The organism is Nonomuraea sp. NPDC049419 (assembly GCF_040676995.1).
Lineage (GTDB): Bacteria > Actinomycetota > Actinomycetes > Streptosporangiales > Streptosporangiaceae > Nonomuraea > Nonomuraea salmonea.
The window spans coordinates 1-20,279 of record NZ_JBFAQB010000005.1 but is presented as its reverse complement, the minus strand read 5'-3'; the positions used below and the strand labels follow the sequence as shown (position 1 = coordinate 20,279).

The 20,279-nt window shown below is 71.2% G+C and carries 19 protein-coding genes, 1 tRNA gene and 1 pseudogene; 13 read left to right on the top strand and 8 right to left on the bottom strand.

The features are described 5' to 3' along the window. The first annotated feature begins 1 nt into the window (after nt 1). From AB0K12_RS17260 to AB0K12_RS17245, 4 genes are read left to right on the top strand one after another with little or no spacing between them, the layout of a single operon-like run. Nucleotides 2–1,018 (top strand): ABC transporter permease, encoded by a 1,017-nt coding sequence (locus tag AB0K12_RS17260; protein WP_364561523.1) that lies wholly within the window; start codon nt 2–4, stop codon nt 1,016–1,018. Further along, a complete protein-coding gene (locus AB0K12_RS17255; RefSeq protein ID WP_364561520.1) occupies nt 1,015–1,881 on the top strand; it encodes an ABC transporter permease in 867 nt (288 codons plus the stop codon). The genes AB0K12_RS17260 and AB0K12_RS17255 overlap by 4 nt, the downstream gene beginning before the upstream one ends. Then, the gene (locus tag AB0K12_RS17250) at nt 1,878–2,615 is read left to right on the top strand and encodes an ATP-binding cassette domain-containing protein (protein ID WP_364561516.1); all 738 of its coding nucleotides are present in this window, start codon (nt 1,878–1,880) and stop codon (nt 2,613–2,615) included. Before AB0K12_RS17255 ends, AB0K12_RS17250 begins: the two co-directional genes overlap by 4 nt. Beyond that, a complete protein-coding gene (locus AB0K12_RS17245) occupies nt 2,612–3,490 on the top strand; it encodes an ABC transporter ATP-binding protein (RefSeq protein ID WP_364561513.1) in 879 nt (292 codons plus the stop codon). Before AB0K12_RS17250 ends, AB0K12_RS17245 begins: the two co-directional genes overlap by 4 nt. A gap of 36 nt (nt 3,491–3,526) precedes the next feature. Here AB0K12_RS17245 and AB0K12_RS17240 read toward each other — a convergent pair whose 3' ends face one another. Together AB0K12_RS17240 and AB0K12_RS17235 are read right to left on the bottom strand one after the other, a co-directional pair. Further along, the gene (locus AB0K12_RS17240) at nt 3,527–3,883 is read right to left on the bottom strand and encodes a DUF742 domain-containing protein (RefSeq protein ID WP_106249159.1); all 357 of its coding nucleotides are present in this window, start codon (nt 3,881–3,883) and stop codon (nt 3,527–3,529) included. After that, the gene (locus AB0K12_RS17235) at nt 3,876–5,744 is read right to left on the bottom strand and encodes a nitrate- and nitrite sensing domain-containing protein (RefSeq protein ID WP_364561509.1); all 1,869 of its coding nucleotides are present in this window, start codon (nt 5,742–5,744) and stop codon (nt 3,876–3,878) included. Before AB0K12_RS17235 ends, AB0K12_RS17240 begins: the two co-directional genes overlap by 8 nt. A 198-nt stretch (nt 5,745–5,942) precedes the next feature. Here AB0K12_RS17235 and AB0K12_RS17230 point away from each other — a divergent pair, with 198 nt between their 5' ends. Beyond that, nucleotides 5,943–7,502: an ABC transporter substrate-binding protein gene (locus AB0K12_RS17230; RefSeq protein WP_364561506.1), complete on the top strand. Its 1,560-nt coding sequence runs from the start codon at nt 5,943–5,945 to the stop codon at nt 7,500–7,502. Here the strand turns inward: AB0K12_RS17230 and AB0K12_RS17225 are convergent. Further along, the gene (locus AB0K12_RS17225; RefSeq protein ID WP_364562719.1) at nt 7,478–7,654 is read right to left on the bottom strand and encodes a hypothetical protein; all 177 of its coding nucleotides are present in this window, start codon (nt 7,652–7,654) and stop codon (nt 7,478–7,480) included. The genes AB0K12_RS17230 and AB0K12_RS17225 overlap by 25 nt on opposite strands. Between AB0K12_RS17225 and AB0K12_RS17220 the strand changes: the two genes are divergently transcribed. After that, a complete protein-coding gene (locus AB0K12_RS17220; protein ID WP_364561503.1) occupies nt 7,653–8,300 on the top strand; it encodes a hypothetical protein in 648 nt (215 codons plus the stop codon). The genes AB0K12_RS17225 and AB0K12_RS17220 overlap by 2 nt on opposite strands. A 30-nt stretch (nt 8,301–8,330) precedes the next feature. Beyond that, nucleotides 8,331–11,453: a BTAD domain-containing putative transcriptional regulator gene (locus AB0K12_RS17215; RefSeq protein ID WP_364561500.1), complete on the top strand. Its 3,123-nt coding sequence runs from the start codon at nt 8,331–8,333 to the stop codon at nt 11,451–11,453. 57 nt (nt 11,454–11,510) lie between these two features. On the opposite strand, the gene AB0K12_RS17210 is transcribed toward AB0K12_RS17215, so the two are convergent. After that, nucleotides 11,511–12,239 carry a BTAD domain-containing putative transcriptional regulator gene (locus AB0K12_RS17210; protein ID WP_364561497.1) on the bottom strand — a complete coding sequence of 243 codons (729 nt, stop codon included), beginning with the start codon at nt 12,237–12,239 and terminating at the stop codon, nt 11,511–11,513. A gap of 135 nt (nt 12,240–12,374) precedes the next feature. Here AB0K12_RS17210 and AB0K12_RS17205 point away from each other — a divergent pair, with 135 nt between their 5' ends. The 4 genes from AB0K12_RS17205 (at nt 12,375) to AB0K12_RS17190 (ending at nt 14,905) form a co-directional block, all read left to right on the top strand. Further along, nucleotides 12,375–13,178 carry a hypothetical protein gene (locus AB0K12_RS17205; protein WP_364561494.1) on the top strand — a complete coding sequence of 268 codons (804 nt, stop codon included), beginning with the start codon at nt 12,375–12,377 and terminating at the stop codon, nt 13,176–13,178. Nucleotides 13,179–13,253: 75 nt separating this feature from the next. Further along, nucleotides 13,254–13,754, top strand: coding sequence for an HIT family protein (locus AB0K12_RS17200; protein ID WP_364561491.1), 501 nt, complete (start codon nt 13,254–13,256; stop codon nt 13,752–13,754). Nucleotides 13,755–13,782: 28 nt separating this feature from the next. Next, on the top strand, nt 13,783–14,580 hold the full coding sequence (locus AB0K12_RS17195) for an exodeoxyribonuclease III (RefSeq protein ID WP_364561488.1): 798 nt from the start codon (nt 13,783–13,785) through the stop codon (nt 14,578–14,580). A gap of 91 nt (nt 14,581–14,671) precedes the next feature. Next, nucleotides 14,672–14,905, top strand: coding sequence for a hypothetical protein (locus AB0K12_RS17190; RefSeq protein ID WP_364561485.1), 234 nt, complete (start codon nt 14,672–14,674; stop codon nt 14,903–14,905). A 106-nt stretch (nt 14,906–15,011) separates the two neighbouring features. On the opposite strand, the gene AB0K12_RS17185 is transcribed toward AB0K12_RS17190, so the two are convergent. Together AB0K12_RS17185 and AB0K12_RS17180 are read right to left on the bottom strand one after the other, a co-directional pair. Further along, nucleotides 15,012–15,950, bottom strand: coding sequence for a cobalamin biosynthesis protein (locus tag AB0K12_RS17185; RefSeq protein ID WP_364561482.1), 939 nt, complete (start codon nt 15,948–15,950; stop codon nt 15,012–15,014). Beyond that, nucleotides 15,934–16,725 (bottom strand): aminoglycoside phosphotransferase family protein, encoded by a 792-nt coding sequence (locus AB0K12_RS17180; RefSeq protein WP_364561479.1) that lies wholly within the window; start codon nt 16,723–16,725, stop codon nt 15,934–15,936. Before AB0K12_RS17180 ends, AB0K12_RS17185 begins: the two co-directional genes overlap by 17 nt. 441 nt (nt 16,726–17,166) lie before the next feature. Here AB0K12_RS17180 and AB0K12_RS17175 point away from each other — a divergent pair, with 441 nt between their 5' ends. Both AB0K12_RS17175 and AB0K12_RS17170 read left to right on the top strand, forming a co-directional pair. Next, entirely contained in the window at nt 17,167–17,937 is a 771-nt protein-coding gene (locus tag AB0K12_RS17175) for a ZIP family metal transporter (RefSeq protein WP_364561476.1), read from the top strand. Nucleotides 17,938–17,991: 54 nt separating this feature from the next. After that, nucleotides 17,992–18,065: transfer RNA gene (locus tag AB0K12_RS17170), tRNA-Arg, on the top strand. 176 nt (nt 18,066–18,241) lie between these two features. Here AB0K12_RS17170 and AB0K12_RS17165 read toward each other — a convergent pair. Further along, nucleotides 18,242–18,448, bottom strand: a pseudogene (locus AB0K12_RS17165) (tyrosine-type recombinase/integrase); the annotation flags it as partial. 819 nt (nt 18,449–19,267) lie between these two features. Beyond that, a complete protein-coding gene (locus AB0K12_RS17160; RefSeq protein WP_364561473.1) occupies nt 19,268–19,927 on the bottom strand; it encodes a hypothetical protein in 660 nt (219 codons plus the stop codon). Between the last annotated feature and the right edge of the window lie 352 nt (nt 19,928–20,279).

The window sequence follows — 20,279 nt, the reverse complement described above, 5'->3', positions numbered from 1 at the left end:
CATGCTCCGCTACCTGACCCGCCGGCTCGGCCAGGCCCTCCTGGTCGTGGCCGGCGTGGTCGTGCTCACGTTCGTGGTCATGCGGCTGGTGCCGGGCGATCCGGCGGTCGCCTTCGCCGGGCCGAAGGCGACGCCCGAGCAGCTCGCGGAGGCGCGGGCGCGGTTCGGGCTGGACGACCCGCTGCCCATGCAACTGCTGGCCTACGTACGCGACCTGCTGAGCGGCGACTGGGGGATCAGCCTGCGCACCAGGCAGCCGGTGCTGGACGACCTCTATCTCGCCTTCCCCGCCTCGCTGGAGCTGGTGGGGGCGGCGCTGCTGCTGGCGATCGCGGCGGGCATCCCGCTCGGCGTGCTCGCCGCCCGCTACAAGACGAGATTTCCGGACTTCGGGGTACGGCTGGGCAGCATGCTGGCCGTCTCCGTCCCCGTCTTCTGGCTGGCCCTGGCACTCCAGACGGTCTTCGCCAGCAACCTCGGCTGGTTCCCCGTCGCCGGCGAGTACGACTCCTCGCTCGACACCACCAGCCCGCTCACCCTCTGGACGAACATCACCGCCGTCGACGCCCTCATCACCGGCAACTGGCCCATCCTCACCAGCACGCTGGAGCACCTCGTGCTGCCCGCCCTGGTCGTGGCCGCCTATCCGGCGGGCGTGATCGCCCAGATGACCAGGGCCGCGCTCATCGAGGAGTCGGGGCAGGACCACGCCAGGCTGGAGCGGGCGCTCGGGTTCGGCGAGACGTCCATCCTGACCACGTTCGCCCTGCGGCCGGCGCTCAACCCGGTGCTGTCGCTCATCGCCCTCGTCTTCGCGTACGCGATCGTCAACGGCTTCCTCGTCGAGGCCGTCTTCAACTGGCCCGGCCTGGGCCGCTACGCCGCCGAGTCGATCCGCTCGCTGGACACCCCGGCCATCGCGGGCGTCACCCTCCTCGTCGCCCTGGTCTACGTCCTCGCCAACTTGGTCGTGGACATCCTCCAGGGCTTCGTCGACCCCAGAACGAGGACCCGATGAGCACCAAGGAGCAGACTCAGGACGCGCAGCCGCTGCGGCGCACGCTGCCGCGCGTCCCCGACCGCTTCGCCGCGTTCGGCGCCGTGCTCATCGTGCTCGTCGTGCTGGCCGCGGTGCTCGCGCCGTGGCTGGCGCCGTACCCGGCGGACGATCCGCGCCCGCTGGAGCGGCTGATGGAGCCGAGCGCCGCGCACTGGTTCGGCACCGACCAGGTCGGCCGCGACGTGCTCACCAGGATCCTGTACGGCGGCCGCACCTCGCTGTTCATCGCCGTGGCGGTGCTGGCCGTGTCGGCGGTGGTCGGCGTCACGCTCGGCGTGGTCGCCGGCTACGCGGGCGGCTGGATCAGGGACGTGATCATGCGGGTCACGGACGTCTTCCTGGCCTTCCCCGCGCTGCTGCTGTCGCTGGCGCTCGCGGTCGTGCTGCAGCCCAGCGTCAACACCGTCATCCTGGCCATCGCGGCGACCTGGTGGCCCTGGTACACCCGCCTGTCGGCGTCCGTGGCCGCCTCGATCGCCACCCGCCCCTACGTGGACGCCGCCCGCTGCCTCGGCGTGCCGGCCCCGCTGATCATGCTGCGGCACGTGCTGCCGAACTCGCTCACGCCGGTCCTGGTGCAGATCTCGCTGGACGCGGGCGGGGTGATCCTGACCTCGGCGGCGCTGTCGTACCTGGGGCTGGGCGCGCAGGAGCCGACGGCGGAGTGGGGGCTGATGGTGCAGCAGGGGCAGACGCTGTTCACCACGAACTGGTGGGTGGTCACCTTCCCAGGTCTCGCGATCCTGGTGACGGCGTTCGCGTTCAACGTGCTGGGCGAGGGGTTGCGCAACGCGCTCGACCCGCGGAGGGCGGTCAGGTGATCGAGGTACGCGACCTGCGGGTCAGCTACGGCGGCCGGCCGGTCGCCGAGGTGCCGGAGCTGGACGTCGCCGCCGGGGAGTGCGTGGCGATCGTGGGGGAGAGCGGCTCCGGCAAGTCCACGACGCTGCTCTCGCTGCTCGGGCTCACCGAGCACGCCGAGGTCTCGGGGCAGGTCAAGGTGTGCGGCGTGGACGTCATGACGGCCTCGCAGAAGGCCCTGCGCGAGCTGCGCGGCGCCAGGGCGGCCCTGGTCATGCAGTCGCCCCAGGCCGCGCTCAGCCCCGCCACCAGGCTCGGCACGCTGATGCGCCGCGCGCTGCGGCTGCACGGCCGCGACGACTCCGAGCGGGCCATGGCGGAGGCCGTCGAGGCGGTGCTGCTCGACCCCGCGATCCTGCGCCGCTACCCGCACGAGGTCTCCGGAGGCCAGGCGCAGCGCTTCGCCATCGCGCTCGCCATCGCCCTGGGCGCCGAGGTGATCCTCGCCGACGAGCCCACCAGCGCGCTCGACGTGACCGTGCAGGCCGAGGTGGTCGGCGTGCTGCGCCGGCTGCGCGCGGAACGCGGCCTCGCGCTGCTGCTGGTCTCCCACGACCTCGCCCTGGTCTCGACGATCGCCGACCGGGTGCTCGTCATGAAGGACGGCGCGGTGGTCGAGTCGGGGCCGGCCGCACGGGTGCTGGCCGAGCCGTCCCATCCCTACACCCGCGAGCTGCTGGAGGCGCTGCCGTGACAGGACCCGTGCTCAGGGCGGAGCGGGTGACCCTCGGGTACGCCCGCCGCCCGGTCGTCCACGACGTCAGCCTGGAGATCAGCGAGGGCGGCGTGGGGCTGATCGGGGAGAGCGGGTCGGGCAAGACCACGCTGGCGCGCGCGTTCCTCGGCCTCCTCACCCCAATGTCCGGAAATATCTGGTACGGCGACCAAACGCTGAAAAAAGTGGACATGAGGGCGTTCAGGAAGGACGTTCAGCCCGTCTTCCAGGCCGAGGCCCTCGACCCCAGGATGCGCGTCGGCCGCTCGATCGCCGAGGCGCTCCCGCGCGCCGAGCGCGCCCGCGCCGGCGAACTGCTCGAACAGGTCGGCCTCGCCCCCGAGCTGGCCGACCGCCGCCCCCACCAGCTCTCCGGCGGCCAGCGCCAGCGCGTGGTGATCGCCCGCGCCCTGGCCGTCGGCCCCCGCCTGCTCATCCTCGACGAGCCCACGAGCGCGCTCGACGTCACCGTCCAGGCCAGGGTCCTCGACCTGCTCGCGTCCCTGGACACCGAGCGCCTGCTCATCACCCACAACCTGGCCGTCGTCGAGCGGCTCTGCAGGACCTCGCACGTGCTGTTCGCGGGCCGGGTGGTCGAGTCGGGGCCGACCGCCGAGCTGCTGAAGAGCCCGGCGCACCCGTACACCAGGGCGCTGCGCGACGCCGTACCGAAGCTGGGAGGGGAGCCGCCGCAGGCGAGGGGGAGGACGGAGGCGGTGCCGGCGGCGACGGGCTGCCCGTTCCGGCTGCGCTGCCCGATGGCGGTCGAGAGGTGTGAGCAGGCGCCGGAGCCGCGGGACCTGGGCGGCCGCCAGGTGGCCTGTCACCGGGCCGAGGACGTCCTGGCAGCATGAAGCCGCCTGAGACCCCGTGAGGGGTTCAGGCGGCCGTCACAGCGCTTTGAGGCCGCTGATGACCTCGAGCAGCACCTTCGCGTCCGGCGCGGGCGGCGGCAGCTCGACCTGCACGAGCTGCTGGGCGTGCAGGTCGCCGACCAGGACCCGGACCACGCCGATCGGCAGGTTCAGCTCGGCGGCGACGTCCACGAGCCGGGTGGGCTGGGTGCACTTCTGCAGAATGATCAGATGTTCGGGGTCGAGGCCGCGCGGCGGCGCCAGGCCGCCCGCCGTGATGATCACCGCGATGAGGTCGATGGCCTCGCTCGCGGGCACCGTACGGCCCCTGGTCAGCAGATAGGCGGGGACGATCGGACCCGCGTCCTCGTCCAGCCAGCGCTCTTCAGTCACTTCGCACCACCCGCATCGGGCGGACCGGCTCCTTCTTCGGAGCCTCGGCCTCGGGTTCGGGTTCGGCCACGTGCTCTTCCGGGATCAACACGATCGCGGTGGTCCCTCCATATGGTGAACCGCGCAACGTCACGCGGATGTCATGCCTGGCGGCCAGGCGCGAGACGACGAAAAGGCCGAGCCGGTCACTGTCGGCCAGGTCGAACTCCGGTGGGCTGGCCAGCCGCTCGTTGTAGTCGGCCAGCTCCTCTGGCTCCATCCCGAACCCGCGGTCCTCCACCTCGATGGCGAAGCCCCTGGCCGCCGCCTCGCCGCGCACGATGACCGACGTGTGCGCGGGGGAGTAGACGGTGGCGTTCTCGATCAGTTCGGCGATGAGATGGATCATGTCCCCGACCACCGGCCCCGCCAGCCGCTGGCCGGGCATCGGCTCGACGACGACGCGCTGGTAGTCCTCCACCTCGGCCGCCGCGCCGCGCGCCACGTCGAGCAGCGGCACCGGACGGCTCCACCCGCGCCCCGGCGTGGCGCCCGACAAGATGATCAGGCCCTCGGCGTGCCGGCGCATGCGGGTGGTGAGGTGGTCGAGCTTGAACAGGTCGTCGAGCTGCTCGGGGTCGGTGGCGCGGTGCTGCATGTCCGCCAGCTGGATGCGCTGGCGGTGCAGCAGCGTCTGGCTGCGCCTGGCGAGGTTGCGGAAGACGTGCCCCACGCCCTCGCTGAGCTGCGCCTGCCCGACCGCGGCCTCGACCGCGGTCTGCTGCACGGTGGAGAACGCCTGCCCCACGTCGTCGATCTCGACCGTGGTGCTCGCCACCGACAGCTCCGGCATCTCGACCTTCTCGCCCTTGCGCAGCTTGGCCACCACGTGCGGCAGCCGCTCCTGGGCCACCTCGAGCGCGGCCAGCCGCAGCGCGGCCAGCTCCTTCGACAGCCGGTCGCCCAGCCGCAGCGAGAACGCGATCGACACGATCACCATCACCAGCGCGGTGCCCGCGAGCGCGAGCGCCCGCACGAGCACCTGGTCCGCGATCGGGTCGGCGCGCTGGTTGAGCGTCGTGCTGGCCCGCATCTGCGCCTCGTGGAAGGCCCTGGCCAGCACCTCCGTCGTGCCCAGCCAGCTCCTGGCGGACCCGCCCGCGATGATCTGGTCCTCCATCATCCGCATCCGCTGGTAGGCGGGCGAGGTGATGAGGGCGACCTGGGGGTCGCGCAGCTCCGGGTCCAGCTCGGCCAGGCCCTGGTCGAGCAGGAAGCGCCGGTTGCCGACGATCTGCGTGAACAGCCGCCGCTCGGCCGGCTCCAGCGTGCCGAGCCCGATGGCCTGCTCCCTGGTCAGCAGCTCCTTGGCGTAGCCCATGTCGATGATCACGCGCGACTGCTCGTAGATCGGGATGTCGTCGATCAGCGCGACCCGCCGGTGCAGCCCGAACAGGGTGTCGATCATCGCGTTGAACGACTCCACGGTGTGCAGACGGTCGGACAGGCCCGTGTCGATCTCTCCCCGGATCGCGTCGAGCCTGTCGATTGCCGTGTTCACCGCGTCCACCTGTTTGCGGATCTCTTCCGATCTGTCCTTGGAGTTGCTGGAGAGCTGCCTGAACGACTCCCGGGCGGCGTCCGTGCGCGTGCGCTGCGTGGCCAGGGCGGTCTTGGTCGCGGCGCTCTTGAGAAGCTGGGCCGAGACGAGACGTTCACGCTGAATCTCGTTGATCAGTTTGTACGCGGGAAGGCGCAGGTTCGTCCAGACTGTCTTGTACTGTCGCAGCTCCAAGCTCTCGGTAGCGGTGACGGCGGTGATGACCCCCCACAACACCACCATGGAGGCCAGCGGCACCAGAAGGAGACCGATGATCTTCATGCGGATCGTTCGGCTACGACCCATGGCACCTCACTCCGGTCGGTCCCTTGCTGGCAACCCCGGACGGGACAAGCCCCGAGGATAGCAATACGATCACCGGAATGCCCAATTTTTCGGCACTTTTGGACACCGTGGCGCCTTCCGGGTTGATCTTGGAGTAGGTTTCCCGGGTACGTCAGGCCACCAGAGGGAGATGCGTTGCGCCGTCCACTCGCAGCGGCCGTCGCACTGATGGTGCTCGCGGCCTGCTCCCCGCCTCAGGAGGAGCAGCGGGCCCCGGCCGGCCAGTCGCCTTTCGTCTACGTCAAGAACACCGACGTCGTCACCGAGTGGGACCCGAGCCGCTCCTACTCCAACGAGATCATCGCCTTCCAGAACGTCTACGAGACCCTGACCTACTGGAACCCCGTCACCAAGAAGTCCGCGCCGCGCCTGGCCACCTCGTGGCGCTCCACGGCCGACGGCCGCACCTGGACGTTCACGCTGCGCTCCGGCGTCACCTTCCACACCGGCAGGCCGCTGGACGCCGAGGCGGTCAAGGCGTCGATCGAGCGCACGATCAAGGGCAAGGCCGGCGCCGGCTACATCTGGGACGCCGTCTCCTCCATCCGGGTCGAGGGGCCGCTGACCGTCACGTTCGCGCTGAAATATCCGGTGCCGCTCGACCTGGTCGCCTCCGCCGGGTACGCCGCCTACATCTACGACACCAAGGCCGCCCCCGACCTCACCAAGTGGTTCCAGCAGGGCAGGGACGCCGGGTCAGGGCCATACACGGTGACGCGGTGGAACAAGGGCAAGGAGGACGAGCTCACGCTCAGCGCGTACGACGGCTATTGGGGCGGGTGGAACAGACCGCACTACAACACGATCAAGTACCGCGTCGTGCCCGACCCCGAGCGGGCGTACTCGATGCTGCGGCGCGGCGAGGCCAGCTTCGTCGACAGGCTCGACCCCGAGCTGTTCGCGCGCGCCCAGGCCGCGCCCGGCCTGCGCACCTCCGACCGGCCCTCGTTCAGCACGGCCGTGATGCTGTTCAACACCGCCTCAGGGCCGCTCAAGGACATCAGGGTACGCAAGGCCGTCCAGAAGGCCGTCCCCTACCGGGGCATCGTCAAGGCGCTCGGCGGCTCGGTCATGCCGGCCAGCGGCGTCGTCCCGGAAGGGCTGCTCGGCCACGTGCCGAACCGGGTGCCCAAGCAGGACCTCGCGACCGCCACCCGGCTGCTGCAGCAGGCCGGCTACGGGCCCGGCGGCAAGCCGCTGCGGCTGGTGCTCACCTACGGCGAGGGCGAGGCCGACGAGGAGGTGCTGGCCAGGCGGCTGCGCAAGGCGCTGGCCGCACTCAACGTCACCCTCGAAGTGCGCGGCATGAACTGGAACTCCCAATGGGAGCTGGGCAAGAAACGCGGCCAGGACATCTTCGTCATGTACTGGTGGCCCGACTACGCCGACGGCTACTCCTACTTCGGGCAGGTCTTCCACAGCGCCAACCCGCCCGTCATGAACCTGTCGTACCTCAACGACCAGCAGCTCGACGCGATGCTCGACACCGTGCCCGAGCTGACCGTGACCGACAAGCCGGCCGCGCAGCGCGTCTACGAGCGCGCCACGGCACGGGTGCTCGACCAGCGGGCCGCCGCCGCGATGCCCTGGGTGGTCAAGTCGCGCCGCGCCTTCCTGGGCGGCATCCAGGGCTACGACGACAACCCCGCCTACCCTGACGTGGTCTTCGTCTACGACCTCAAACCGTCGGGCTGAGCGGCCTGAGCCTCCCCGGCGCGCTCACGCAGCCGCGCCCTGATCTCCTCGGGTGTGTACGCGCGGCGCCGCCGCTCGGCCCGCGCGATCACCACCCCCGTGGCGGCGACGCCCATGATTCCGGCCAAACCCAGCCACTTCCACCAGCGCATGGTGCCTAGGCTAAGCCCTGTGCTGACACTCGACGAGGCCGTCCGGGTGACGCGGACCGGCGACCTGTGGATCTTCCGCGGGCGTTCCGTCCCCGACCGCGCCATCCAGACGATGACCAACAGCCCGGTCAACCACGTGGGCATGGCGATCGTCATCGAGGACCTGCCCCCCATGATGTGGCACGCCGAGCTGGGCAGGTCGCTGCCCGACCTGTGGTCGGGCACCCACCAGCGCGGCGTGCAGCTGCACGACCTGCGCGACGCGGTGACCGTCTGGGCCGACCGCTACGGCCAGCGCGCCTGGCTGCGCCAGCTCGACCCCGAGGCCACCCCCGAGATGGAGGACGCCGCCCTGCGCACGGTCGCCAGGCTCGACGGCACGCCGTTCCCGTCCACGGCCCGGCTGGCCGCCCGCTGGTTCAGGGGGCGCATCCCGGGCCGGCTGACGAAGCAGCGGAACCTGGAGAGCGCCTACTGCGCCGAGGTCGTGGCGATCACGTACGAGGAGATGGGGCTGCTGCCCGCCGGGCGGCGGCCCAACTGGTACGACCCCGGCAGGTTCTGGAGCGGCGACGACCTGGAGCTGCTGCTGGGCCGCCGGCTGAACAACGAGATCACCGTGGGGGTCGAGCGCACCAGGACCTGAGTTTGGGGGCGCCCATTATGCTCGGTCGGGATGGACATCCGCGTGCTCGGCCCCGTCGAGGTGTGCGACGACGGGGCTCCGGTGCCCGTCGAGGGGGCGCAGCAGCAGTGCGTGCTCGGCGTGCTGGCGGCCAGGCACGGCTCGTACGTGCCGGTCGGCCTGCTCATCGAGGCGCTGTGGGAGGGCGAGCCGCCCAAGACCGCGAAGACCATCGTCCAGCTCAAGGTGTCGCAGCTGCGCAAGACCCTGGGGGAGCGCATCGCCAGCGGCACGGCCGGCTACGCGCTGGTCACGCCCGATGACGAGGTGGACCTGGTCCGCTTCCGGCGGCTGGCCGCCGAGGGCCGCGCGTCCGGGCGGCCCTCCGACGCCGTCGCGGCCTGGGAGCGGGCGCTCGGGCTGTTCCGCGGGCAGCCGCTGCAGGGGCTCGGCACCGACTGGGTCGAGCAGCGCGTCCGCGCGCCGCTCGTACGCGAGCGGTGGGACCTGGTCGAGGAGTACGCCGCCGCGCTGATCGAGCTGGGCCGCCACCGCGAGGTGTCCGCGCTGCTGCAGGAGCTGCGCGACGAGGAGCCGCTGCGGGAGACGCCGCACGCGCTCGCCATGACCGCGCTCTGGCACGACGGCCGGCCCGCCGAGGCGCTGGAGCTCTTCCACGAGGTGCAGCGGCTGCTGGCGGGCGAGCTGGGCGTCGACCCCGGCCCCCGGCTCCGCGACCTCCACCAGCGCATCGTCGAAGGCCGCCGCCCCGACGAGCCGCCCCGTTCGCCCGGCGACCCGCAGCGCGTCGGCGACGAGCGTCATCCCGCTGACCGGCGCCGTCCCGCCGTCGGGGGAGGCCGTTCCGACGGCCCGCCGGAGCGCGTCGGTGAGGGGCCCCGGCCGGTCGTGCCGCGGCAGTTGCCGCGGGACGTGGCCGCCTTCGCCGGGCGGCGGGACGAGGTGGAGCGGCTGCTGGCGCTGTTGCGGGACGGCCGGGTGGCGGTGGTGACCGGGGTGGCGGGCGTCGGGAAGTCCGCGCTGGCCGTGCACGTCGGGCACCGGGTCGCCGCCGACTACCCCGACGGCCAGCTGCACGTGGACCTCGGCGGTCATGGCCAGGGCGAGCCGCTGCCGCCCGAGCGGGTGCTGCCCCGCCTGCTCGGCGCGCTCGGCGTGCCCGCACCCTCGGGGACGGCCGAGCAGCTCGGTTTGTACCGCTCCACACTGGCCACCCGCCGCGTGCTGCTCGTGCTCGACAACGCCGCCGACGCCGCCCAAGTACGTCCCCTCCTGCCCGGCGGCTCCTCCTGCGGCGTGCTCGTGACCAGCCGCGACGCGCTGCGCGGCCTCGCGTTGCAGGGCGCCCGGAGCGTACGCCTCGGCACCCTCACCCCGGCCGAGTCCCGCGACCTGCTGGCCGACCTCGTGGGCCGCGACCCGATCAGCGCCGACCCCGAGGCCGCCGCCGAGCTGGCCGAGCTCTGCGGCCACCTGCCGCTGGCGCTGGCCATCGCCGGCGCCAACCTGCTCGGCAGGGCCGGCCTGCGTGCGTACATCGAGGAGCTGCACGCCGACCGCTGGAGCACGCTGGCCGTCGAGGGCGACACGCAGGCCACGGTCGCCACCGCGTTCGCCGGCTCGTACGCGGCGCTGCCGCCCGACGCCCAGGTGCTGTTCCGGCGCTTCGGGCTGGTCCCTGGCTGCGACTTCACCGCCCGCTCCGCCGCCGGTCTGGCCGGCACCGGCCCGGCCGCCGCCACCCGGCTGCTGGCCAGGCTCGCCTCCGCCCACCTCGTCGAGGAGCACGCGCCCGGCCGCTACCGCCTGCACGACCTGGTCGCCCTCTACGCCCGCGAGCACTGCACCGGCGGCGCCGACGATCCGGCGGGGCTGCACGCGTACTATCTGCACACCGCCCGCGCCGCCGCCGCGCTGCTCGCGCCCACGGTCGAGCTGCTCCCGCTGACCGCCGACGACCCGCCGCGCGGCGCCGCCGCCGCGGAGTTCGCCGACCTCGCCGCCGCCCGCGCCTGGTTCACCGCCGAGCAGCACAACCTGCTCGCCGTGATCGAGCACGCTCGGGGGCGCATGTTGTGGCGGCTCACCGAGACGCTGCGCGCCTTCATGTACGGCGGCCACCCGCCCGACGTGATCGTCAAGCTGGCCGCTCGCGCCCTGGCCGAGGCCGACCGCGCGGGCGACACCGCCGGCCGGGCCGGCATGCACCACACGCTGGCCAACGCCCATTACGTGCTCGACGACCCCCGCCCGGCCATCCACCACTACGAGGCAGCCGCCCGCCTCTATGACGAGGTCGGCTGGCAGACCGGCAGGCTCGCGACGCTGACCAACATCGTCGCCCTCAGCGCCAGGCTCGGCGACCTCCAGGAGAGTATGGCCGCCCACGAGCGGGTCGTCCGGCTGTGGGAGAAGGTCGAGCCGTCGCTGAAGCTGGCCGCCACGCTGGAGAACTACGCCATCAAGCTGCTGTGGGCCGGGCGGCCGCGCGAGGCGCTCGAACGGCAGGTCCGCTCGATCGGCCTGCGCCGGTCGCTGGGGCAGCCGCCCGGGTGGCAGCCCAGGGCGTACGCGGTGCTCGGCGACGTCCACCTCGCGCTGGGCGACCTGGACGCGGCGGTCCGGCTCTTCGAGCAGAGCCTGGAGCACCCCCACGGCGCGCGGAACGCGGGGGCACTGTCCAGCGCCGCCATGGCGTACCACCTCAAGGGCGACACCGAGCACGCCGCCGACCTGGCCAGGCGGGCCGTACGCGCCGCCCGCGAGCGCGGCCTGGGCAGCGAGCTGGCCGAGGCCCGCGCCACGCTCGCCCGGGTGGACGCCACGCCCGGCCTGGACGAACGGGTCGCGCTGCTGTCGGAGGTGCTGGCCGAGTACCGCGACCAGGCCCACCCCCACCTCGACACCCGCGCCCGCCTGTGGCTGGCCGAGGTCCTGCTGGAGGGCGGGCGGGCCGAGGAGGCGGCCGGGCACGCCCGCGAGGCCCGCGACGCCGCCGTCCGGCACGGGATGCGGCGGCTGGAGGGCCAGGCGCTGACCGCGCTGGCCCGCTGCTGCCCCGAGCGCCTGTGCGACGCGCGCCGCGCGGTCGAGCTGCACCGCACGTACGGCCACCGCCTCGACGCGGAGACCGCTGCGGCCATGCTCGGATGAGCACCCCGCGCCAGACCCCGCGGCCTCCGCGCCTGGCCTCTGCGCCGGGCCCCGGGCTCACGGTTGTGCGCTGAGGAGGGTGGTGAAGGTGTCGCGGAGTTCGGGGGTCGGGTCGATGCCGAGCTCGTCGGCCAGCCAGCGGCGGGTGCGTTCGTACTGCTCCAATGCCTCGGCCTGGCGTCCCAGCCGGGAGAAGGCCGTCATGAGCAGCGACACCAGCCGTTCCCTGTGCGGCGCGGCCGACACGACCGAGCGCAGCGGCGCGACGGCCCGCTCGGGCCGGCCCAGCCGCAGCAGCCGGCGGGCCAGGTTCTCGACGGCCGCCAGCCGCGCCTCCTCCAGCTCGATGGCCGCCATCTCCAGCTCCTTGCCGCCCCCTGGCCCGCCCAGGGCCGGCCCCCGCCACAACCCGAGCGCCTCCTCCAGCAGGTCGGCCCCCGCCGCGTCGTCCGCCCCGCGCGCCGCGGCGACCAGCCGGCGAAAGCGCAGCGCGTCCACCTCGTCGGGGTCGGCCATCAGGACGTAACCGGACGAGGTGGTCTCCAGCCGGGCGCCGCAGAGCGCGCGGCGCAGCCGGTACACGTGTCCCTGCACGGTGATCCGCGCACTGTCCGGGGGAGCGCCGTCCCACACGGCATCGATCAGCCGCTCCACCGGCACCGGACGGTTCAGGTCCAGCAGCAGCGCGGCCAGGACATAACGACGCTTACGCGGCCCGAGCTCCAGGCGGCGTCCCCCGACACCTGCGTCAATGGACCCGAGCAGGCGAAACTCCATGCGATCCATCCAGAGCAGCATGCTGCACCCCACTAAATACGGACTAAACACGACTTCAGAGGGTGCGCACCAAGGGAACGCCAACGCCCCGTGCCAGGTTCTGTGGCTTCACCGATGCAGGCCCATACAAGGAAGAGACGAAAGTTGATCACGAAGAAGGCCGCGATCGCCGCCATGGCCGGCGCGCTCCTCGCGGGACCGGTCGCCGTCACCGCCTTGACGCAGCCGGCCACCGCCGCCGCCACCACCGCCACCACCGCCACCGCCACCGCCGGCACCGTCCAGGCCGCCGCCAAGGACCGGCTCCTGCCCGGCCAGTGGCTGCTGCCCGGGCAGGCGCTGACCTCCGGCCGGTTCAAGCTCGTCCAGCAGGCGCAGGGCAACCTGGTGTTCTACGACGGCACCAAGGCCCTGTGGACCTCGCCCACCTCGGGGCACCCCGGCGCGCGCGCCACCATGCAGAAGGAGGGCAACCTCGTCATCTACGGGCCCGGCAACAAGCCGCTGTGGTCCACGCCGACCGCCGGCAACCCCGGCGCGTACCTGCTGCTGCCCAAGCAGAGCGGCAACCTGGTGATCTACTCCAGGGACGACAAGCCGCTGTGGTCGTCGAAGGCGTACATCGGCAAGCTGCCCTCCGGCCACGTGCTGCGGCCGGGCGAGGTCGTGCAGTCGGCCAACGGCCGCTACCGGCTGATCCAGCAGGACGAGGGCAACGCGGTGCTGTACGACGGGCAGCGCGGCCTGTTCACCACCCCCACGGCCGGGCACCCCGGCGCGCGCTCGATCATGCAGGCCGAGGGCAACTGGGTGGTCGTCGGCCGGGACGACAAGGCGCTGTGGACGACCAAGACGGCCGGCAACCCCGGCGCCTGGCTCGCGGTGACCGACGACGGGCGGATCATCATCTACTCCAAGGCGAACAAGCCGCTCTGGACCAGCCGCTGACGCCGTGAGACCGCCGGGTGGCCGCGTACCCCCTCCACGCTGCCGCCCGGCTCCTGTTGCTGACATGATCACTTCATGACAGAACCCATCAAACGGGTGCCGTTCGATGTGGAGAGTTACATCCGGCGCTCCCGTACGGGGCCGTGTTTCATCTGCGGCATCGTCGCCCGCGACCCCGCACAGCCCGAGGAGGTCGTCTACGAGGACGGCGAGCACATCGCGTTCCTCGCCCGCTTCGCCTCCCTGCCCGGCTACGTCCTCGTGGCGCCGAAGACCCACGTCGAGCACGTCGTCCGCGACCTCACGGAGGACCGGTTCCTGGCCGTGATGCGGGTCGTGCGCCGGGTCGCCCTGGCCCTTGAGGCGAGCGTGCCCTGCGAGCGCACGTACCTGCTGTCCCTGGGCAGCCAGCAGGGCAACGCCCACCTGCACTGGCACATCGCCGCCCTGCCGCCCGGCGTGCCGTACGAGCGGCAGCAGTACCACGCGCTGATGGCGGAGAACGGCGTCGTCGAGCACACCCCCGAGGAGGCCGCCGCCCTGGCCGCCAGGATCCGGCAAGCCCTCGACGCCTGATCCGGGGGTGGCGTGGCAGGCTGGGAGGATGCGCCTGGCTACGTGGAACGTGAACTCGGTCAAGGCACGGCTGCCCCGCCTGCTCGACTGGCTGGCCGCCGTCGAGCCCGACGTCGTCTGCCTCCAGGAGACCAAGTGCGCCGCGGAGGCGTTCCCGGTGGCGGAGGTCGGCGCGCTCGGCTACGCCGCCGCCGCGCACGGCGACGGCCGCTGGAACGGGGTCGCCGTGCTGTCCAGGATCGGCCTGGACGAGGTGACGCCGAGCTTCCCCGGTGAGCCGGGCTTCGGCGAGCTCGACGGGGTCGGCGCCGCCCGTCCCGAGGCCCGCGCGATCGGCGCCACCTGCGGCGGGCTGCGGGTCTGGTCCCTGTACGCGCCCAACGGCCGTACCGTCGACTCGCCCCACTACGCGTACAAGCTGGCCTGGTTCGCCGCGCTAAGAGACGCGCTGGCCGCCGAGCTGCCCGGCGGCCCGCTGGTGGCCTGCGGCGACTACAACGTCGCCCCGACCGACGCCGACGTCTGGGACCCCTCCCTCTTCGCCGGCGCCACCCACGTGACGCCGCCCGAACGCCGTGCCCTCGCCTCCCTGCGCGAGCTGGGGCTGCACGACGTGGTGCCGACGCCGATGAAGGGGCCGCACCCGTTCACGTACTGGGACTATCGGGCCGGGATGTTCCACCAGAACAAGGGCATGCGCATCGACCTCGTCTACGCCAGCGCGGACGTCGCGGGGCGGGTGCGGTCGGCGTATGTCGATCGCGAGGCCCGCAAGGGGAAGGGCCCGTCCGATCACGCGCCGATCGTGGTCGATCTCGACGAATAATCACCGTCACGAAACGCGGTCGTGCGAGTATTCTGTGCCTTCAAGTTTCGGGGGATCAGGGAGTTCCAAAGGACCACAGGGGGGAAAGCCCGTGGAACCTGCAGACGGCCGTGTCATCCTCTTCATCCTCATCGCCATCGCCGTGTTCGCCCTCGGTCGCCGCTTCCAGACGATGATCCTCATGCGTCAGGTGTGGAAGCAGAGCGCCAAGCAGGTCACGGCCAGGAAAGTCGTCGCCAACAACGCCGCGAAGTCGTTGGTCGGCATCACGCTCATCGCGATCTTCGTGGTCTGGCTCGTCCTCAACCTCAACCGCGTCATGTGACCCGTTCGGCGCCCCCTGCCCGGGCCGCGGGGGCGCCCTTCCTCGGTCCGCGATGCTCGGGGGCGGGTGAGGCGGCGGAGCGCCCAAGCCATGATGATGGCGGGGGTCAAGGGCGGGTGAGGCGGCGTAGCCCCCAGGCCGTGACGACGGCGACTCCTGCGGCGGCGAGCCCCACCGCCCGGGTCAGCCTGACCGCCCGCCTGATGTCCTCGACCTGCGGCCGCGGCCCGTCACCCATGGTGGGCCGCTCCTCGGTCCTGCCCTCGTAGACGTTGGTGCCGCCCAGCGTCACCCCCAGCCCGCCGGCGAACGCGGCCTCGCACCGGCCCGCGTTCGGGCTCGGATGGCGGTGCCCGTCCCGGCGCAGCACGGCTCGCGCCCCGCCGGGGTCGGGCGCGGTCAGCACGGTGAGCACGCCGGTGAGCCGTGCCGGGACGTAGTTGGCCAGGTCGTCGAGCTTGGCCGCCGCCCAGCCGAACCGCTCGTACCGGGGTGAACGATGCCCGATCATGGCGTCCAGCGTGTTGATCGCCCGGTACGCCAGCAGCCCGGGCACCCCCGCCACCGCCCCCCAGAGCAGCGGCGCCACGACGGCGTCGGAGGTGTTCTCGGCCAGCGACTCCACCGTGGCCCGCGCCAGCTCGGACGCCTCCAGGTGCCGCGGGTCGCGCCCGCACAGGTGGGGGAGGCGTTCGCGGGCGCGTTCGAGGTCGCCGTCCTCCAGCGCGTCCGCCATGTACTCGCCCTCCCGGGCGAGCGTGGTGCCGCCGAGCACGGCCCAGGTGGCCAGGGCGGTCAGTCCCGTACGTACGGCACGATGCGGCGCAATCCGGACCGCCAGCACGCCGAGCGCCGCCGCCCCGCCGGCACACACCGCGACGTGCACGACCCCGCGTGCCCGGTCGTCCTTGTACAGCACACCTTCCAGCCGCCCCGCAGCCCGCCCGAACACAGCGACGGGATGGGCGGAACTTCTCGGATCACCAAAAATCCGGTCAAGAGCCACGCCGAGGGCCAGGCCGAGAGGATCACACCAAATGCGCATGAAGCTCATCTTCGTGCACATCCAGCCATGCCGCGGCTCGCCGGATGCGCTCACCTGCCCCGCTCGACCACATCTTGGCCCAGTTGCCACCGGAGGAGGCGCGGGTGCGCATGACCGTGTACGAGCGGTGGAAACGCAGCCTGGCCAGCTCCAGCAGCCGCCGCCGGTCGCGGGGCGGCAGGCCGTACGCGTCGCAGAACAGCCGCAACCTCGCACCTACGTCCACCGCGCGGAGCAGCGGCGTGCGGTCAACGGGGTCGGCGATGGGCGCCCAATGGCGGAGGGTGGTGACGATGTCGAAGAGCCTGGTCGTGGGCCTTGCCAGGTCGAAGTCGATGAGCGCGTAGGGGGAGGCAGGGTCAGTGGCGCGAAATATCACGTTTTCCGGCGTTAGATCACAATGCCCAATGACTTCCGGCGCTGTGTCGTCATTCGACCCCCCTTCCCACCCCTCCATGGTCAGCGGGAACCCCACGGTCGCATCATGAAACCGGCGCACCAACTCCGCCAACCCGGCCAGCGCTTCATCACTCACGCTCTCCAGCCGCAACCCGGTCGTACCAGGAAGAAAAGTAAGCACCTCGCGCCCGAACCCATCGAACCCCAGCACCCTGGGAGCCCCGTCGAACCCGGCGGCCTCAAGGTGTCTGAGCAGGGCGTGCACGGCGGGCGTCGACGTACTGGCCGGTCTGCGCACGGTGTCTCCGACGCGCACCACCCCGTCTGTCACATCCCCGCCCTGCAGGGGAATCTCATGCAGGAGCGTCGCGACCATGCCAAGACAGCTTAGCCCCGCCCGCACGCCCCCGCCCGCCCTTTCCCCACCAACCCCCAGACCGAAACCCCCATTTCCGCCCCCACCACCCCACCCACCCCACCCCTGCAACCCCACCCGCACCCGCGTTGCCCTGGACCCGCAATCCCATCCGCCCCCGCGCTTTGACCCGCTGCCCCACCCGCGCCCGCCTTGCCCCGAGGCCGTAACCCCACCCACGTCCACTTTCCGACCCAGCTCACCCGCCCGCGTCCGCTCATTCCGGACCCACGACCCCACCCGCGTGAGCCGGCGAGCCGGTGGGTCGGTGAGTTGCCGGGACACTCCGGTAGCGGGCACCTCCTCAGCCCTTACCTGCCTTCTCAGTCCCGTTCGCCCCACCCTCGCCCGACCCGCTCCGAACCCGCCCCACCCAAGCCGATCCCGCTACCCTGCGACCTCATGCCGATCCTCCTGTCGCTGGCGGCCTTCGTCATGACACTCCTGGGCGGGTTCGTCGCGGACCGCATCGGCGGCCGCCGCCACCTCGTCCTCGGCTTCGCGGGCGGCATCATGCTCGGCGTGGTGGCCTTCGACCTGCTCCCGGAGGCACTGGCAGCGGACTCGTACGACGTGCACGGCGTCCCCGTACCGATGCTGACCCTCGCCCTGGCCTTCCTCGCCATCCACATCGTGGAACGCTCGGTCGCGATGCACGCCACCCACGAGTCCGACTACGCCACCCACCACCACGCCCACGCCCCCACGGAAACCACCACCCATACACGCCACCGCCCAGGCGTAGGCCTGACCGCCGGCACGACCCTGGTCATCCACAGCCTCCTGGACGGGGCCGCCATCGGCGCCGCCTACCAGACCGACGCCTCCCTGGCGGTGGCAGTGGCGATAGGAGTAATCGCTCACGACTTCACGGACGGCTTCAACACGTACACGATCACTTCCCTGTACGGAAACACCCGCCGCCGCGCCCTCACCCTCCTCACCCTGGACGCCCTGGCCCCGGTGGCCGGCGCCACCCTCACCGTCCTCCTCGCCATCCCCGACGGCATCCTCGGCGCCTACCTCGGCCTTTTCGCCGGTTTCCTCCTCTACCTCGCCACCTCCGATATCCTCCCAGAGGCCCACACGCCCCGCCGCTCCACCGGCTGGACGCTCACGGCCACCGTCCTCGGCACGCTGCTCATGTGGGGTGTGATCGGCCTGACAGACTGACACGAGGAAAACGTGTGCGTGACATGTCGCCGGATCATGCACAATAAGGCGGGAGCGCCCTTAGCTCAGCTGGATAGAGCACCGGACTTCTAATCCGACGGTCGCAGGTTCGAATCCTGCAGGGCGCGCTTTTCACTAGCGGAAACCTCAGCTGTGTCCGCGCGCCGGCGCGGCCTGGGGCAGATGTGAGGCGAAGCTGAGTCAGCCGCCGAGTGGCCGCTCCAGCGCGGACGCGGCTTTCAGCACCAGCCGGGGCCGTTTCCCGGGCCGCGTGGTGGGCCACCTCTGGCAGCACCGAGACGTAGGTGTCTGCGGTCAGCACGATGCTGGCATGCCCGAGCTTGGCCTGCACCACCTTCAGGTCGGTGTGCGCGGCCAGCGCCTGGGTGGCGGCGCCATGTCGCAGGTCGTGCAGCCGGATAGGTGGCTGTCCGGAGGCGGCCACCAGCCGGCGGAACCGGCCAGTGAGGTAGTCCGGCCGCAACGGCACCCCATCCACGGTAGTGAACACGTAGCCCGAGTCTCGTCAGCGGGTGACCGCCGCCGCGCTCAGTTCCCCTTGGCGCTCATAGTGCCGGGTCAGCCCCCGTACGGTCTCCGCATCCAGGGCCACCACCCGGCAACTGGCGGCGCTTTTCGGTGGCCCGACCACGACCTGGCCGTCGGCGTGCACTCGCTGCTACGTGACCGCCAGCTCCGCAGTCTGCAGGTCGATGTCCGTCCAGCGCAGCCCGGTCAGCTCATCCCGGCGCAGGCCGCGCAGCGCGGCCAGCCACCAGGCGGCATACAGGCGGTCCTGCGTGACACCGGCCAGGAAGGTCGCAAACTGCTGTTTAGTCCTGACCGCTACGGTCGACGCTCTTCGCGCTGCTGCCGTCGGGCGGTCCGCCCGGCGGTCCGGACCACCGGATGCGTCGCCGGGGATGGGGCAACTCGGCATCGTTGGCCGGGTTGACCGAAACCAACCGGGCGCGCACCGTTGCGTTCAGCGCAGTCTGCATGGTGGCGTGGATTCGTACCGTGGTCGCAGGTGACAACCGGCGCCGTCTCCGCATCGACAAAGCCGCATCGCCTGCTGATCTGCACATGAATCTCTGCCGTCTGTGGCATTCCCTCCTTCGCGGTGTGCGCCGACGGATGTCAGCTGTGGCTTGCACTCGATCGGTGGACGAGGTCACGCCAAGTGTCCGGAGTGCTGGGGAAAGTTGCCCGTAGAGACACGCCAGTATGCCAGCAGCCCCCTGGGCGGGTCTTGCTCCTGCTGAGTCATGAGATCGTGCAGGTGCCCTGGCCGCTTCAGGACAAGCGCGGGCACCTTGCACCTCGCGGTTCAGCTGATGGTGTATCGGGTGTGGTGACCCTCCATCCACGTCTCGTCGAGTTCCCGGCCGGTTACGCGCCCTACGAGAATCAGCGCCGACGTGATACATGTGGCCAATTGCGGGCTGTAGCCGTTCAGAGAGAGATCCAGCAGGTGGCTCCATTCTGGCGGCATGCTCTCGTACGCGTCGTCGACCATGTCGTCGTCTGGCAAGTCGTAGAGCGTCTCCTTCCAGGCGGAGTATTCATGCCAACCCGGCAATAGATCGGGATCGCTTTCCCAGGAGGCGTCTTGGATATCGAACTGGAGGCCGGTGGCGTAACTGTCGAGCGCGTGCGGGTCTTGACCCTTGCGTGCATCCGGCTTTGTCACGCCGAAGGCGGTGACGTAGTGTCCGCCAACCGCATAGTAGATGTCGTGGACACCATCAACCGTCCAGGCGACCCGCAGAGCGCGACGATTTCCAGCCGATAAGGCGGGCAAAGCGTCGAACGGCGTTGGGTCGCCCACGATCTGCGTCCAGCTGTTGTTGATACTTCCCATCCATGCAAGACGGGTATTTTCGCCGATATCCAACCCTCTGGCCAGGTCTTCCCATTTGCACATGACTCCTGATGCGGGGTCCGCGCCGATCTGCGCGGCAACTTGGGCAAGGTCGGTGTTCTCCACCCACAGACCATGGAAAGACATCCCCATGCGGTACTTGTAGGCGAGGTGCCAAAGCCTCTCCGACTGTCTCATTCATTTTCTCCTGCTGGAAGGCGGTATTTCGGGGACGCCGCTCCGACGACGTCCCCGAAATAGGTCATTGAACCGCTACCCAGAACTTGTTGCCGAGCAGGACCCGGTACCTGTACTACATCGGTAGATCTTTAAGTCGTTCGCCAGCGTGACTGCTGGTGTATCGGTGATGGTCTGCGAGTGATCTTGTGCCTCACCTACGATCTGGTCGTGTCCTGGGATACCGAGCTCACGGCGCTGACCTCGAGGATCGCTGATCGGCTGTTCAAGCGGCCCGAGC